This window comes from Cupriavidus sp. 05N40 (genome assembly GCF_056397305.1).
Genome location: NZ_JBFTND010000198.1, coordinates 1 through 13870 on the forward strand (window position 1 = coordinate 1; position 13870 = coordinate 13870).

General features: G+C 68.5%; 14 protein-coding genes. 4 read left to right on the forward strand and 10 right to left on the reverse strand.

From position 1 onward, the window contains the following. The first annotated feature begins 177 nt into the window (after positions 1–177). Both AC1DO7_RS32770 and egtB read left to right on the forward strand, forming a co-directional pair. A complete protein-coding gene (locus AC1DO7_RS32770; protein ID WP_441615568.1) occupies positions 178–870 on the forward strand; it encodes a TetR/AcrR family transcriptional regulator in 693 nt (230 codons plus the stop codon). A gap of 205 nt (positions 871–1075) precedes the next feature. Further along, on the forward strand, positions 1076–2365 hold the full coding sequence (gene egtB / locus AC1DO7_RS32775; RefSeq protein ID WP_441615566.1) for an ergothioneine biosynthesis protein EgtB: 1290 nt from the start codon (positions 1076–1078) through the stop codon (positions 2363–2365). A gap of 51 nt (positions 2366–2416) precedes the next feature. On the opposite strand, the gene AC1DO7_RS32780 is transcribed toward egtB, so the two are convergent. From AC1DO7_RS32780 to AC1DO7_RS32800, 5 genes are all read right to left on the reverse strand, one after another. Next, complete coding sequence (locus AC1DO7_RS32780; protein WP_441615564.1) at positions 2417–3115, reverse strand: ankyrin repeat domain-containing protein; 699 nt, start codon at positions 3113–3115, stop codon at positions 2417–2419. Continuing rightward, positions 3108–3902 (reverse strand): TatD family hydrolase, encoded by a 795-nt coding sequence (locus tag AC1DO7_RS32785; protein ID WP_441615562.1) that lies wholly within the window; start codon positions 3900–3902, stop codon positions 3108–3110. The genes AC1DO7_RS32780 and AC1DO7_RS32785 overlap by 8 nt, the downstream gene beginning before the upstream one ends. Before the next feature lie 102 nt (positions 3903–4004). Further along, the gene (locus tag AC1DO7_RS32790; protein WP_441615560.1) at positions 4005–5804 is read right to left on the reverse strand and encodes an acyl-CoA dehydrogenase family protein; all 1800 of its coding nucleotides are present in this window, start codon (positions 5802–5804) and stop codon (positions 4005–4007) included. Between the two features lie 56 nt (positions 5805–5860). Next, complete coding sequence (locus AC1DO7_RS32795) at positions 5861–7096, reverse strand: CaiB/BaiF CoA transferase family protein (protein WP_477117039.1); 1236 nt, start codon at positions 7094–7096, stop codon at positions 5861–5863. A 39-nt stretch (positions 7097–7135) separates the two neighbouring features. Continuing rightward, a complete protein-coding gene (locus tag AC1DO7_RS32800) occupies positions 7136–8113 on the reverse strand; it encodes a tripartite tricarboxylate transporter substrate binding protein (protein ID WP_441615557.1) in 978 nt (325 codons plus the stop codon). A gap of 161 nt (positions 8114–8274) precedes the next feature. On the opposite strand from AC1DO7_RS32800, the gene AC1DO7_RS32805 reads away from it, so the two are divergent. Continuing rightward, positions 8275–9273: a LysR family transcriptional regulator gene (locus AC1DO7_RS32805; protein WP_441615555.1), complete on the forward strand. Its 999-nt coding sequence runs from the start codon at positions 8275–8277 to the stop codon at positions 9271–9273. Here AC1DO7_RS32805 and AC1DO7_RS32810 read toward each other — a convergent pair. The 5 genes from AC1DO7_RS32810 to mltG all read right to left on the reverse strand — a co-directional run bounded on the left by AC1DO7_RS32810 (position 9270) and on the right by mltG (position 13204). Continuing rightward, positions 9270–9791 (reverse strand): GNAT family N-acetyltransferase, encoded by a 522-nt coding sequence (locus AC1DO7_RS32810; protein ID WP_441615553.1) that lies wholly within the window; start codon positions 9789–9791, stop codon positions 9270–9272. The genes AC1DO7_RS32805 and AC1DO7_RS32810 overlap by 4 nt on opposite strands. Positions 9792–9881: 90 nt before the next feature. Then, positions 9882–10346, reverse strand: coding sequence for a PilZ domain-containing protein (locus AC1DO7_RS32815; RefSeq protein WP_441615551.1), 465 nt, complete (start codon positions 10344–10346; stop codon positions 9882–9884). A gap of 117 nt (positions 10347–10463) precedes the next feature. Next, positions 10464–11510, reverse strand: a complete 1047-nt coding sequence (locus AC1DO7_RS32820; RefSeq protein WP_477117040.1) for a DNA polymerase III subunit delta' — start codon at positions 11508–11510, stop codon at positions 10464–10466. Positions 11511–11583: 73 nt separating this feature from the next. After that, positions 11584–12198 (reverse strand): dTMP kinase, encoded by a 615-nt coding sequence (gene tmk / locus AC1DO7_RS32825; RefSeq protein ID WP_441615547.1) that lies wholly within the window; start codon positions 12196–12198, stop codon positions 11584–11586. A 10-nt stretch (positions 12199–12208) separates the two neighbouring features. Continuing rightward, positions 12209–13204, reverse strand: coding sequence for an endolytic transglycosylase MltG (mltG, locus tag AC1DO7_RS32830; protein WP_441643510.1), 996 nt, complete (start codon positions 13202–13204; stop codon positions 12209–12211). 212 nt (positions 13205–13416) lie between these two features. On the opposite strand from mltG, the gene AC1DO7_RS32835 reads away from it, so the two are divergent. Then, positions 13417–13870 (forward strand): YgfZ/GcvT domain-containing protein (locus AC1DO7_RS32835; RefSeq protein ID WP_477117041.1); only part of this gene is annotated, 454 nt, incomplete at its 3' end.

The window sequence follows — 13870 nt, forward strand, 5'->3', positions numbered from 1 at the left end:
GCCATCGCTGTCTCCTGTCTGGTTTTTTGATTGCGGATGGAGACTTCATGCTAGAAATCGTCTTGACACTCGTCAAGTTTTTATTGGTCAAGTGTCAAGTTTTTTGCTGTGCAGTACGTAATGCCGAAAAGCGCCGTGCTATGCTTCGTGAACACTTTGCCGGGCAAGCATCAGACCATGCCGTCCACACAGGAAAAAAGCGCGCAGCGCGTGCCGCGCAAGCGCATCGACAAGTTCGCCGAACGCCGTGCCGAACTGGGTGAAGCCGCCCTGGCAACCCTGGCCACGCTGGGCTACGCACGCACGAGCCTGCGCGAGATCGCGCAGAACTCGGAGTTCTCGCATGGCGTGCTGCATTACTACTTCAACGACAAGACCGACCTGATCGTCTGCAGCGTGCGCCAGTACAAGGCCCGCTGCGTCACGCGCTATGATCGCGTGCTGGCCGAAGCAAGCAGCTACGGCGGCCTCATGGCAGGCTTCCTGGAGATCCTCGGCAGCACCTTGCGCGACGAAGCCCATATGCACCGGCTCTGGTACGACCTGCGCGCCCAGTCACTGTTCGAGCAAGCGTTCAGGGCGGACGTGGCGGAGATCGACAAGAGCCTGCAGGACATGACCTGGCGCATCGTCAGCCGCTTTTCGGCGCTCTCCGGCACGCCGGCCAGCCTGTCGCCGGCGGCGGCCTATGCCGTGCTCGACGGCCTGTTCCAGCAATGCCTGCTGGCCCATCTGTCCGGCAGCGCCGGCGCCGTCGCGGCGATGCAGGCCGAGGTGGGGCAAGTGATCACCGGCCTGTTCGGCCAGCCCTGTCCCGCCGATCGCGCCGATCCCGCCGCCGTGTCAGCTGCTGCGCTTCCCCCTCTTTAGTAGGCACGCGCCGGCTATGCCCGCTGCGCGATCGGGTCTATCATGGTTCCGGACGCACGCCGTTCGCGTGCGGATCCTTCCAGGGACACGCTCGCAGCGCCACGCAGCTCGGCCCGGGCATTGACCTGCCTCACCCACACGCCACGGCCGACCGCTTGCGCGAGCGGCACCCGCGGCAGATGCCAAGTCCGATCCGGGAGCCCGCATGTCTTCTGCCCTGCTGCCTGCCAGCGCCCTGCATCCTCCGCACGAACCCGCCCTGCTCGGACGGTATCGCCATGTGCGCGAAGCGACAGAGGCGATGGTGGCCGACCTGACCGACGCCGACGCCACCGTGCAGTCGATGGACGACGCCAGCCCGGCCAAATGGCATCTGGCGCATACCACCTGGTTCTTCGAGGAATTCGTGCTGGCGGCCCGCATCCCCGACTATGAGCCCGTCGACGAACGCTACCGGTATCTCTTCAACTCCTACTACGAAGCGGTCGGCGCGCGCCATCCCCGGCCGCGCCGCGGCCTGCTGACGCGGCCCTCGCTGGACGAGGTGCTGGCCTATCGCGAGGCGGTCGACGAGGCCATGCTCGGCCTGCTGATGCATGCGCAGACCGATGCCGAGGCGGCCCTGATCGAGCTTGGCCTGAACCACGAACAACAGCACCAGGAACTGCTGTTGACGGACATCCTGCACCTGTTCGCGCAGAACCCGCTCAAGCCGGCCTTTGCCCCCGAACTGCTGGCGCCGGTGATCGCCGATCCGCGGCCGGCGGCGGAGTGGATCCGCTTTGCCGGCGGCGTGGTCGCCATCGGCCATGACGCAGACGGCTTCGCCTTCGATTGCGAGGGACCGCGCCACAACGTGCTGCTGCAGCCCTACCAGCTGTGCTCACATCCGGTCTGCAACCGGCAATGGTTCGAGTTCATCGAAGACGGCGCCTACCGCACCGCCGGGCTGTGGCTGTCCGACGGCTGGCGCTGGGTGACCGAACAGGGGATCGAAGCGCCCCTGTACTGGGAAGAACGGGAAGGCACATGGTGGCAGATGAGCCTGCGCGGCATGCAGCCGGTGGACCCGGACAGCCCCGTCACGCATATCAGCTTCTACGAGGCCGACGCCTTCGCGCGCTGGGCCGAGCGGCGCCTGCCGACCGAAGCCGAATGGGAGCACGCCGCGCGCAACCTGCCGGCCACCGGCAACTTTGTCGAAGGCCGCGTGCTGCGCCCGCTGCCTGACCGCCAGAACACGGCCGGGGCATTGCGCCAGATGTTCGGCGACGTGTGGGAATGGACCGCCAGCGGCTTCCAGCCCTATCCGGGCTTCCGGCCGAGCGCCGGCGCGGTCGGGGAGTACAACGGCAAGTTCATGTGCAGCCAGATGGTGCTGCGCGGCGGCTCATGCGTGACGCCGGAATCGCATATCCGCGCGAGCTACCGCAATTTCTTCTACCCGCACCAGCGCTGGCAATTCACCGGCGTCCGGCTGGCCGACGACGCATAGGCCGGGCAACCGGAGGCCGGCGCTCGGTTCCAGCCCCTTAGTCCCAGCCCCTCAGTTCCAGCCCTTCTGCGGCGCCTGGGCGCCCATCGGCGTCTGCGGATACAGCTTCTGCCAGCGCGCCTTCAGCCCGCTGGCGATCTCCGCCTGGTGATAGCGCTCGGCGAAATCGATCACCGTCATGCCCTGCTGGTTGCGCAGGCGCATGTCCGCCCCCTCGTCCAGCAGCAGCTTCACCGTCTCGATATGGCCGCCGCGTGCCGCCATCATCAGCGGCGTGCTGCCGTTGGGGCTTTCGGCATCGATATAGGCCGCGTGGTCGACCAGGTATTTGACGATCTCGTTGTTGCCGTTGGTTGCCGCGTAGTGCAGCGGCGTCCAGCCGGTCTTGTTGATCTCGACCTCCATCTGGTCGACCATCAGCTTGACCATGTCGAACTCGTTCTGCAGGCTGGCCATCATCAGCGGGGTCTCGCCGGCGGCGTTGGCCTTGTCGAAATCGATGTTCTTGGCGCGGATCAGCACCGCCGCCACCTTCAGCGACTTCTCGCGCAGGGCCACCACCAGCATCGGATTGCCCTTGGCATCGACCAGGTTGGGACCGACCCCGCGCGCCAGCAGTTTCTGTGCGGTATTGGCGTCGTCGAACTCGACCGCCTTGCGCAGGTCGTCCACCGGTGCCGCCCATGCCGCATTGCCCGCCAGCAGGACGGCGGCAGCGGCCAGGCACCGGATGTATTTCATGTTAAGCATGAGCATTCCTGTCTATATGCTTGAAAAGACGGAAGAAGTTTTCCGTGGTTTGTTCCGCCAGTGCTTCCACCGGCATGCCGCGCAGATTGGCGATGAACTCGCCCACATGGCGCACCCAGGCGGGCTGGTTGGTCTTGCCGCGGTACGGCACCGGCGCCAGGTAGGGCGAATCGGTCTCGATCAGCATGCGGTCCAGCGGCACCTTGCGCGCGGTTTCCTGCAACTCCACCGCGTTCTTGAAGGTCACGATGCCGGAGAACGAGACATGGAAGCCCTCGTCCAGCGCTTGCCGCGCGATCTCCCAGGTTTCGGTAAAGCAGTGCATCACGCCGCCGACGGCGCCCGCGTCTTCCTCGCGCATCAGGCGCAGCGTGTCGTCCGCGGAAGAGCGTGTATGGATGATGAGTGGCTTGCCGGTCTGGCGCGCGGCACGGATATGCGTGCGGAAACGCTCGCGCTGCCACTCCATGTCGGCGATGCTGCGGCCGTTGAGACGGTAGTAGTCAAGCCCGGTTTCACCGGTGCCGACCACGCGCGGATGCGCGGAAAGCGCCAGCAGGCGCTCGAGAGTGGGATCTTCGCCCTCTTCGTAGTCGGGATGCACGCCGACCGAGGCATAGAGATGCGGGTGCTGCTCGGCCAGCGCCAGCACCTTCGGGAAATCTTCCAGCGTGACCGAGATGCACAGCGCATGCGTGACCTGGTTGGCCCGCATATTGTCCAGCAGTTCGGGCAGGCGCGCGACCAGGTCGGGGAAATCTAGATGGCAGTGGGAATCGACAAACATGGGGACGGTATCCGGAAATCGGCGCCGCCATTCGGCCTGGGGCGGCGCCACCTGACATTGTATCCGGTCGCATCCCGGCAGCCCGCTGCCGGGCGTCCCGCCTCAGACGGCCAGCGCGATGGCGGCGCTGGCTTGCGCGGGCGTGACCGGCGCGCTCCCCAGCAGCAGGTCGCCGCAGGCGGACTCGCCCGCCGCCCCGGCCGCGCCCGGGGCGGCCAGCGGATCCGCCGGCTGCAGGCGGTGCCGCAGCAGCGCGTGGGCCAGCAGCAGCCGGCGCGCATCGGTGCCTGGCTGGCCGCCTTCCCAGGCCATCAGGATGGCAGCACTGGCGTAATAGAGCGCGCTGGCGGCGCGCCGGGTATCGGCCTCGTGCGCGTCTGCGGCAGCCACCGCCTCGGCCAGCGCGGCGGCGCGCTGCCAGGCCTGCCACAAGGCCTGCCGCAGCGGCGCGGGCATCTCGGCTTGTTCCAGGCGCGCCACCAGCAATGTCTGCAGCGCGCGGTGCGCGCGCTCCTTGCCCACGGCGCGACGGATGGCGTCCAGCGCGTTGATATTGCTGGTGCCCTCCCACAGCACGCCGATATGGGCATCGCGCACCAGCCGCGCGTTGACGAAATCCTCGATATAGCCGTTGCCGCCGCGCACCTCCATCGCGCCGGTGGCCACCGCGATATTGTCGCGGCAGGCGCGCAGCTTGATCAGCGGCGTCAGCAACCGCACCGCCTGGTGCGCGGTGGCGTCGCCCTCGCCGGCACGCCGCATGGCGTCGGCGGTGGCCATGGACATCGACAAGGCGGCTTCGGCAGGCACCATCAGCTTGAGTAGTTGGCGGCGCAGCAGCGGATGCCCGATCACCTCGCGCCCGAACGCGCTGCGGTGCCGCGCCGCCTGCAACGCCTCGTTCAGGCAGCGGCGCATCATGGCGGCGGCGCGCACCGCGTGCGACAGGCGCGACAGGTTGACCTGCTCCATCATCTGCTTGAGGCCCTGGTCGAGCGCGCCGACCGGATAGGCCAGCGCGCCTTCGAGCCTGACCTCGCCGCTGGCCATCGAGCGGGTGCCCAGCTTGTCCTTGAGGCGCACGATGCGATAGGCGTTGCGGCTGCCGTCCTCCAGCCGGCGCGGCAGGGCGAACAGCCCCAGTCCGCGCGTGCCGGCCGGCGCGCCTTCGGGCCGCGCCAGCAGCAGGACCACGTCCGCGTCGGCATGCGAGCAGAACCACTTCTCGCCGTACAGCCGCCAGTGGCCGCCCTCCTCGCGGGCCACCGTCTCGATGGCGCCCACGTCCGAGCCGCCGGCCTTCTCGGTCATGAACTGCGTGCCCTTCCACAGTGCCGCCGGATCGGCCGCCAGCATGCGCGGCAGCAACTGCTGCTGCAGCGCCGGGCTGCCGAACTTGCGGATCAGGTGGACCGAAGTGTCGGTCACGCTGATGGGGCACATCTGGCCGAACTCGGACTGGACGAAGAGGTACTGGAAGGCATACTTCGCCACCGGCGACAGCGGCGCGTCCCAGCCCAGCACGCCGGCGCGGTGGCTCATGGCGTGGAACTGGAAATCGCCGAAGGCGATGTGCTCCATCTCCTGATAGGCCGGGTGGTATTCGATCCAGTCGTGATCCTCGCCCCAGCGCGTGCGCGCGTGCAGTACCGGACCGTGCTTGTCGGCCACGCTGGCCAACGTGTTCAGGCGCCCGCCGGCCAACTGGCCCATGCGCTGGAAATGCGGCAGCAGGTGCCGGTGCTCGGCGCCCGGCAGGTATAGCGCGAGCAGGTCCTGCAGGCCGCGATCGAGCGCCAGGAAATCCAGGCCGGCGCAGTCGGGCGCCAGGTGGCGGGAACTGGTTCCGGCATCGGCCGGGCGCGGACTGGTGAATTCGGCGTAGCGGGCTTGGAACGGCATCGGGGTCTCCGGCAAGAAAAAGGATTCAGGGATCGGCGGGTCCGGCGCGGCGCGCTTCAGATCACGCCGGCGCCGCGCAGGCGCGCAAGCTCGTGCGCGCCCATGCCGAGGCATTCGGCCAGCACCGCGTCGGTGTGCTCGCCGAGCATGGGCGGCCCCACGCGGTGGTCCAGCGGCGTGGCGGAGAAGCGCATCGGACTGGCCACGCTGGGACAGGTGCCGCCGAAAGCCAGCGGCAGGTCCACCCGCACGCCGCGCTCGCGGACCTGCGGGTCATCGTAGGCCTGCGCGAAATCGTTGATCGGCCCGCACGGCACGCCGGCCGCCTCCAGGCGCGCGAGCCAGGCCGCGGTGGTGTCGGTGCGCATGACACCGGCCAGCAGGGGCAGCAGCACCTCGCGGTTGACCAGCCGGCCGCTGACGCGGGCGAAGCGGTCGTCGGCGGCCAGCTCGGGCCTGCCCAGCACCGCGCAGTAGGCGGCGAACTGGCTGTCGTTGCCGACTGCCACGATCAGCTTGCCATCGCTGCTGGAAAAGACCTGGTAAGGCGCCGCGTTGGGATGCGCATTGCCGTAGCGGCGCGGCACCTTGCCGGTCGTCAGGTAGCCCACGGCCTGGTTGCTGCCGAGCGCGAGCGCGCAGTCGAGCAAGGCCATGTCGATATGCTGGCCCAGGCCACCGCGCTCGCGCCACGCCAGCGCTGCCGTGATCGCCAGGCTGGCGTACAGCCCGGTGGCCAAGTCGGCCACCGCCACGCCGAACTTCTGCGGGCCGCCGCCTTCGCAGTGCCCGCAGGCCTCGTCGGGCGCGCCGGTCAGGCTCATCAGCCCGCTCATGCCCTGGAACACGAAGTCGTAGCCCGGACGGTGCCGGTACGGCCCGGTCTGCCCATAGCCGGTGACCGAGCAATAGACCAGCGCGGGGTGGTCCGCGCGCAGGTCTTCGTAGCCCAGCCCGTAGCGGGCCAGCGTGCCCACCTTGTAGTTCTCCACCAGCACGTCGCAGGTGGCCACCAGGCGCCGCACCACGGCCTGGCCCTCCGGGCTGGAAAAATCCACCGTGACCGACTTCTTGCCGCGGTTGGCCGACGCGTAGTACGTGGAATCGCGCCGCTCCTGCCCCGCCCCGGCCGGGATCCACGGCGGCCCCCAGCCGCGCGTTTCGTCGCCCTCGCCGGGCCGCTCCACCTTGATGACCTCGGCGCCGAGGTCGGCCAGGTTCTGGGTGCACCAGGGCCCGGCCAGCACCCTGGTCAGGYCGAGCACGCGGATATGGGATAGCGGCTTGTGCATGCTGGCTTGTCTCCTGTGATTCGCCTCGGATTGCGTTTCTTATTCGGCGCGGATGTGCGCGGTGGCGATGACCTTGCCGTAGCGCGCCGTCTCGTCGCGGATGTACGTGCCGAAGGCCTCGCGGTAGTAGCCCAGCGGTTCGGCGCCGCTGCGCAGCAGGGTCTGCCGCACGGCAGGGTCGGCCATGATGGCTTCGATCTCGCCGGCCAGCGTCTGGACCACGGCGGGCGGCGTGGCGGCCGGCGCCACCAGCCCCACCCAGGCCGACATCTCGATGCCGCCATAGCCCAGCTCGGCGGTGGTCGGCACGTCGGGCAGCACGGCGGAGCGGCTGGCATTCATCACGGCAAGCGCACGCAGCTTGCCGGCGGCGATCTGCGGCAAGCCGGTAAAGGCCGGTTCGAAGGTCATCGACACTTCGCCGGCCATGACCGCGGCCTTGGCGGGCGCGCTGCCCTTGTACGGCACGTGGAGCAGGTCGATGCCGGTGCGCGCCTTGAGCATCTCGCCGGCCAGGTGCGCGCTCGAGCCGTTGCCGTACGAGGCGTAGCTCAGGCTGCCCGGCCTGGCCCGCGACAGCTGCACGACCTCGCCGACGGTCCTGGCCGCCACGCCGGGATTCACCACGATCACGCTCGGTGCGCTGGCGACCAGGGCGATCGGGGCGAAGCTCTTGAGCGGATCGTAGGGCAGCCTGGGATAGAGCCAGGGGTTGATGGTCAGCGTGGTATTGGTGGCCGCCAGCAGCGTGTAGCCGTCCGGGCTGGCGCCGGCCACCACTTCGGCGCCGACGATGGTGGCCGCGCCGGGACGGTTCTCCACCACCACCGGGCGGCCCAGGCGCACGCCGAGCCGCTGCGCGATCACGCGCGCCACCACGTCGGTCATGCCGCCTGGCGCGTAGGGCACGACGATGCGGATGGGCTGGCTCGGATATGGCTGAGCCTGGGCCCTGGCGGCGGCGCTGGCGACCAGCAGGGGGACGGAAAGCAGAACGGCAAAGATCTTCAGCTTCATGGCGGTCTCCTCGGTTCTTTTTTTGTGCCATGCGCCGCGAGTGCCGCGGGGGACGGCTGCGGCGGCCAGGCTGAAAATCATTCTCGGCGTCGCGAGTTATCTAGTCCAATATCGTTTTTTGCGCTATTTATATTGATATTGAATCAATCTACCGGGCACCCATGGACCTCAGGCAGCTGCGTTACTTCGTTGCGGTCGCGGAAGAACTGCACTTCGGACGGGCGGCGGAACGCCTTTCGATCTCGCAGCCGCCGCTGAGCTTCAATATCCGGCAGTTGGAAACATCACTGGGTTTCGAGTTGCTGCGACGCAGCACACGGGAGGTGGCGCTGACCCCGGCGGGCAAGGTCATGTACCAGGAGGCGCTCAAGATCCTGGCCCTGGCGCGCGATGCGCAGGGCCTGGCGGGCCGGGCCGCCAAGGGCGAGACCGGCACGGTGCACGTGGGCCTCGTGGGTTCCGCCCTGCTGACCCGGCTGGCCGCCGCAATGCGCGCGTTTGCCACGGCGCGGCCCGGGGTCGAGGTGGTAGTGCACGAGCTGAACAGCTTCGAGCAGATCGACGTGCTGCAGCGAGGGCAGATCGATATCGCCATCGCCCATCCGCGCGTCATTCCGGCCGGACTGTCGGCACGGGTGCTGCACACCGAACGCTTTATCTGCCTGCTGCCCTCGCGCCATGTACTGGCCGGGCATGCAGCGGTCGACCTGAGGCAATTGCGACAGGAAGACTTCATCCTGTTCCCGCGCCATTTCGCCCCGGAGTATTACGACAAGATCGTTGCGCTGTGCATGCGCGCGGGATTCACGCCATGCATCCGGCACGAGGTGCGCCATATGCTGACGATCGCCACGCTGGTGGCGCAGAACTTCGGTGTTTCGCTGGTGCCGGAATCCGTGCAGCTGATGCAGCTGCCCAACCTGGCCTGCCGGCCGCTGGCGAAGGAGGGGCGGCGCTCCGAGCTGCACGGCATCTGGCGCGACGACGAACAGGCCCCCGCCGTGCTGGGCTTGCTCGCGGCGCTCGAGTCCGGCGCGCCGGGCGGCGCGGCATCCGGTGCCGCCGGAGCGGAAGCAGCGGAAGGAGCCGAAAGCGCGAAAAGCGCGGCCGATGCGCGCGCGAGGCGAGGCGGCAAGCGCTCCGCCTCGCGCCTTGCCTAGGCTGCCGGCTTGGTCAGGTGCCGGCCCAGGATGACCAGGTCGCGCTCCACGCCGTCGAGCACGGCCACGCGCGGCAGGTTGCCCCAGCGTTCGAAACCCAGCGAGGCGAACAGGCCCAGGCTGGGCTCGTTGTGGCCGAAGATGAAGCCGAGCAAGGTGTGCACGCCGATCTGCGGGGCATGGCCGATGGCCTTCTCCAGCAGGTGCCGGCCCAGGCCCTGTCCGCGCCGGTCGGCATCCAGGTAGATGGAAACCTCGGCGGTGGCGCCGTAGGCCGGGCGGCCGTAGAAATCGGAGAAGCTGAGCCAGCCGGCCATGCGCCCTGCGCTGTCCTGCGCAACCCACAGCGGGCGGCGCTCGGGCGGATGGGCATCGAACCAGTCCTGGCGCGATGCCACCGTGACCGGCTCGGTGTCGGCCGTGACCATGCGCGAGGCGACCGTGCTGTTGTAGATGGCCACGATGCCGGGCAGGTCCTGCGGCTCCGCGTTTCGAATCGTGAAAGCGATATTACTCATGCTCGTTGCTCTTGCTTCTTCTTTAACGTCTTGAAATCAATGCCATGGACGCGAAAGCCAATGTTTCACCTGACATGCCGGCGCGGTCGCCTACAGCGTCTGCGTGGGCCGGCCGGACTCCATGGCCTTGCCCAGGATCTCTTCCACCGCGCGGCGCAGGTTGCGGCCGTTGTCGTCGTCCGGCAGGTGGATGCCGATACCGGGCGTCTTGTTGGGCGTGCCCACCGGCGTGATCCAGGCCACCTGGCCCGCGATCTGGTATTTCTGCGGCCGGTCCAGCAGYGACAGTACGAGGAATACCTGCTCGCCGAGCCGGAACGGCCGGTTGCTCGGCACGAAGACGCCGCCGCGCTGCAGGAACGGCATATAGGCGGCGTAGAGCCCCGCCTGGTCCTTGATGGAGAGCGAAAGCACGTTCGGCCGCGACGCCGCGCCCGGCGCGGCGCCCGGCACCGTCGGCGCGCCTATCGCGCCTATCGCGCCGGCCGGCGCCGCGCCCAAGCCTGCGGCGCCGGGAGCGCCTTGGCCCCGGTCCCCTGCTGCTGCTGTGTTCATGACTGACCCCTTGTTGCGAACCGCGGCCTTTTGGCCTTATTGGAATGACTGACCTGGACAACTACAGCAAGACAACGACAGCGAGACAACTGCAGCGCGACAATTGCAGCGACACGACTACGCCGATACGACTGCCGAAACAGCTACCGAAACAAGCYACCGAAACAACTGCCGGTACTCGAGAAACACCGCCTCCATCACCAGCCGCGCGGCGAGCGGATGATTCTCGCTGCGGCGGTGGTTCGCCAGCCGTGCCAGGAAGGCCTGCAGGCGATGCGCATCGGTGGCTTGCGCGCAGCGCGCGACCGCAGCCTGCTCGCGCGGGAAATAGYGCGGCGCCTGTGCCGCCGCCAGGCATGCTGACAGCAGATCGTACGTCCAGCGCTGCAAGATGCCAAGCACCGCGGGCACTGGCATCTTCTGCAGGTGCTCGGCCGCGCCCAGCACATCGAACCCGGCGCCCCCGCCGAGCTGCGCCACCAGCCAGCGCTGCAGCGGCTGTTCCTCGGCCTCGGCGGCGTGCAGCGCGGTCAGCGGCGAGCCGCCGGCCAGCGCGAGTTGGGCCTCGGCGTCGCCCACGCCCTGCCCGCGCAGCCAGGACAAGGCCTCGGCCGGCGTCGGCCGTTGCACCGAGAACTGGCGGCAGCGCGACAGGATGGTGGGCAACACGCGGTCCAGCCGGTCGGTGACCAGCAGGAACACGGTCGACGGCGGCGGTTCTTCCAGCGTYTTCAGCAAGGCGTTGGCGCCTTCGTTCTGCAGGGCATCGAGCGGATACACCACCACCAGCCGCAGGCCGGCGCGGTGGGTGCCAATGCCCACGGTATCGATCAGGGCGCGCACCTGCTCCATGCGGATGACCTTGCTTGGCGCCTTCTTCTTGCCGCTGTCGTCCGTTTCCGCTTCGCCCGCGGCTTCCATGGCCTCGGGGCGCACCACGGTGAAATCCGGGTGGTTGCCCTGGCTGAACCAGTGGCAGGCCGCGCAGCTGCCRCACGGCTGGCCGTCGGCGCGCGGCGTGTCGCACAGCAGCCCCTGGGCGAAATGCAGCGCCAGGTCGCGCTTGCCGATGCCTTGCTGGCCGTGGATGAGCAGCGCATGCGGGAGCCGCTCGCGCAAGCCGGTCAGCCGTTGCCAGTCTTCTGTCTGCCAGGGATAAAGCATGCGAATCAGGGAGTTAGGTGAAGGACTTCATCAGCTTCTTGCGATATCAGCAAGGCATGATAGTGCCACTGAATCAAAGCGTTGCGAGAATGTTTTCAAGTTCCGCCTGAATCTCGGCAATGGTCCGCGTGGCGTCGATCACGCGGAAACGCTGCGGCGCTTCCGCCGCTCGCCGCAGGTATTCCTGGCGTGTGCGCTCGAAGAAGGCGCGCGACTCGGCCTCGAACTTGTCGGGTTCGCGGGCGCCGGCCAGGCGTGCGCTGGCAGTTTCCAGCGGCACGTCGAACAGCAGGGTCAGGTCGGGCTGCAGGCCGTCCTGCACCCAGGTCTCGAGGACCTCGAGGCGGGCACGCGGCAGGCCCCTGCCCCCGCCCTGATAGGCGAAGGTGGCGTCGGTGAAGCGGTCGGAGACGACCCAGTCGCCACGCGCCAGCGCAGGTTCGATGATTTCCGCGATGTGCTCGCGGCGCGAGGCAAACATCAGCAGGGCCTCGGTTTCCAGGTGCATCTTGCGGTGCAGGAGGATCTGCCGCAGGTCCTCGCCCAGTGGCGTKCCGCCGGGCTCGCGCGTGGTGACCACGGCTGCGCCGCCGGCCAGGCGCGCGCGCAGGCGCTCGGCCACCCACTCAATGTGGGTGCTCTTGCCGGCACCGTCGATGCCTTCGAATGTGATGAATTTTCCGCGCATGGGGAGAGACTTATTTGCCGCGCTGGTACTTGTCGACCGCGCGGTTGTGTTCGGGAAGCGAGTTGGAGAAATGGCTGCTGCCGTCGCCGCGCGCCACGAAATACAGCGCATCGGACGGCGCCGGCGCGGTGGCGGCGGCCAGCGAAGCCAGCCCGGGCAAGGCGATCGGGGTGGGCGGCAGGCCGGTACGCGTGTAGGTATTGTACGGGGTGTCGGTCTGCAGATCGCGCTTGCGGATATTGCCGTCGAAGGCTTCGCCCATGCCGTAGATCACGGTGGGATCGGTCTGCAGCATCATGCCCTTCCTGAGGCGGTTGACGAACACGGCGGCGATCATGGCGCGCTCGCCGGGCTGGCCGGTTTCCTTCTCCACGATGGAGGCCATGACCAGGGCCTCGTATGGCGTCTTGTACGGCAGGTCCGGCGCACGGGCGTTCCAGGCATCGGTCAGGCGCCGCTGCATGGCGCGGTAGGCGTGGCGATACAGTTCCAGGTCGCTGCTGCCGCGGGCGAACAGATAGGTATCCGGGAAGAACATGCCTTCCGGCGCCGGCTCAGGCGCGCCAATGGCCTTCATCAGCTCGGCGTCGGACAGGCCGCGACTGTCGTGCCTGAGCGCCGCGTGGGCATCCACGGCGGCACGCATCTTGCGGAATTCCCACCCTTCGATCACGGTCAGCACATAGTGCGTGACCTCGCCGCGGGCGATCTTGCCGATCATCGACAGCGGCGTGGCGCCGGTCTCGAACTCGTAGCCACCGGCCTTGAGATCCCCGCCGTGTCCGCTCAGCCGCACCAGCAGGGCAAACAGGCGCGGATCCACCGGCACGCCGCCGCGCTGGATCTGGCGGCCCACGCTGGCCACGCTGGAATTGGGCTTGATCACCACCTCGACCGGCGAGGCCGGCAGGTCGAGCGGGCGGTTGGCCCACCAGGCCAAGGCGCCCGCGGCGGCAATCGCAAACACCACGGCGACCATCAGCAGTCGCAGGAAAATACGTTTCATGTAGGGATGGAAATAGCGGCGCCCCGTGCGCCCGCGCGCGCCGCGGCAACAACGGCGGCCCGCGGCAAGGACGGCGGGCGCGCCGGCCGAAATGGCGACAGGCCCATATAATACCGGGAGCCTTGCGCCACCACGAGCGTGCGCAGCATGTCGCACCCGTCATCCGGCGCGCCCGCGCGCCACTTGCCCAGCCTAACCGGCCCATACCTGCCATGAATTCCCCTGCCCCAGACCTTGCTACCCAGTTCGAAGCCGTGCGCCAGGGCGGTGTTGTCTGCCGACCCGCACAACTGGGCCTGATCCGGGTTGCCGGCGACGACGCCGGCAGTTTCCTGCATACCCAGCTGACCAACGCCATCGACGACCTGGCCACCGGCACCGCGCGCCTGGCCGGCTATTGCTCGCCGAAGGGCCGCCTGCTCGCCAGCTTCCTGGTCTGGCGCGACGAGCAAGGCATCGTCCTGCAGTTGTCGGCTGACATCCAGGCCGCCATCCAGAAGCGCCTGGGCATGTTCGTGCTGCGTGCCAAGGCGCGCCTGACCGACCTGACCCCGGCGCTGGCAGTGATCGGCGTGGCCGGCCCCGGCGCGGCCGCCGCGCTGCAGGGCGCCGGACTGCCCGCCCCGGCCGCGCCCTGGCAGACCGCCGCGGCGGCCGGCGCCACCG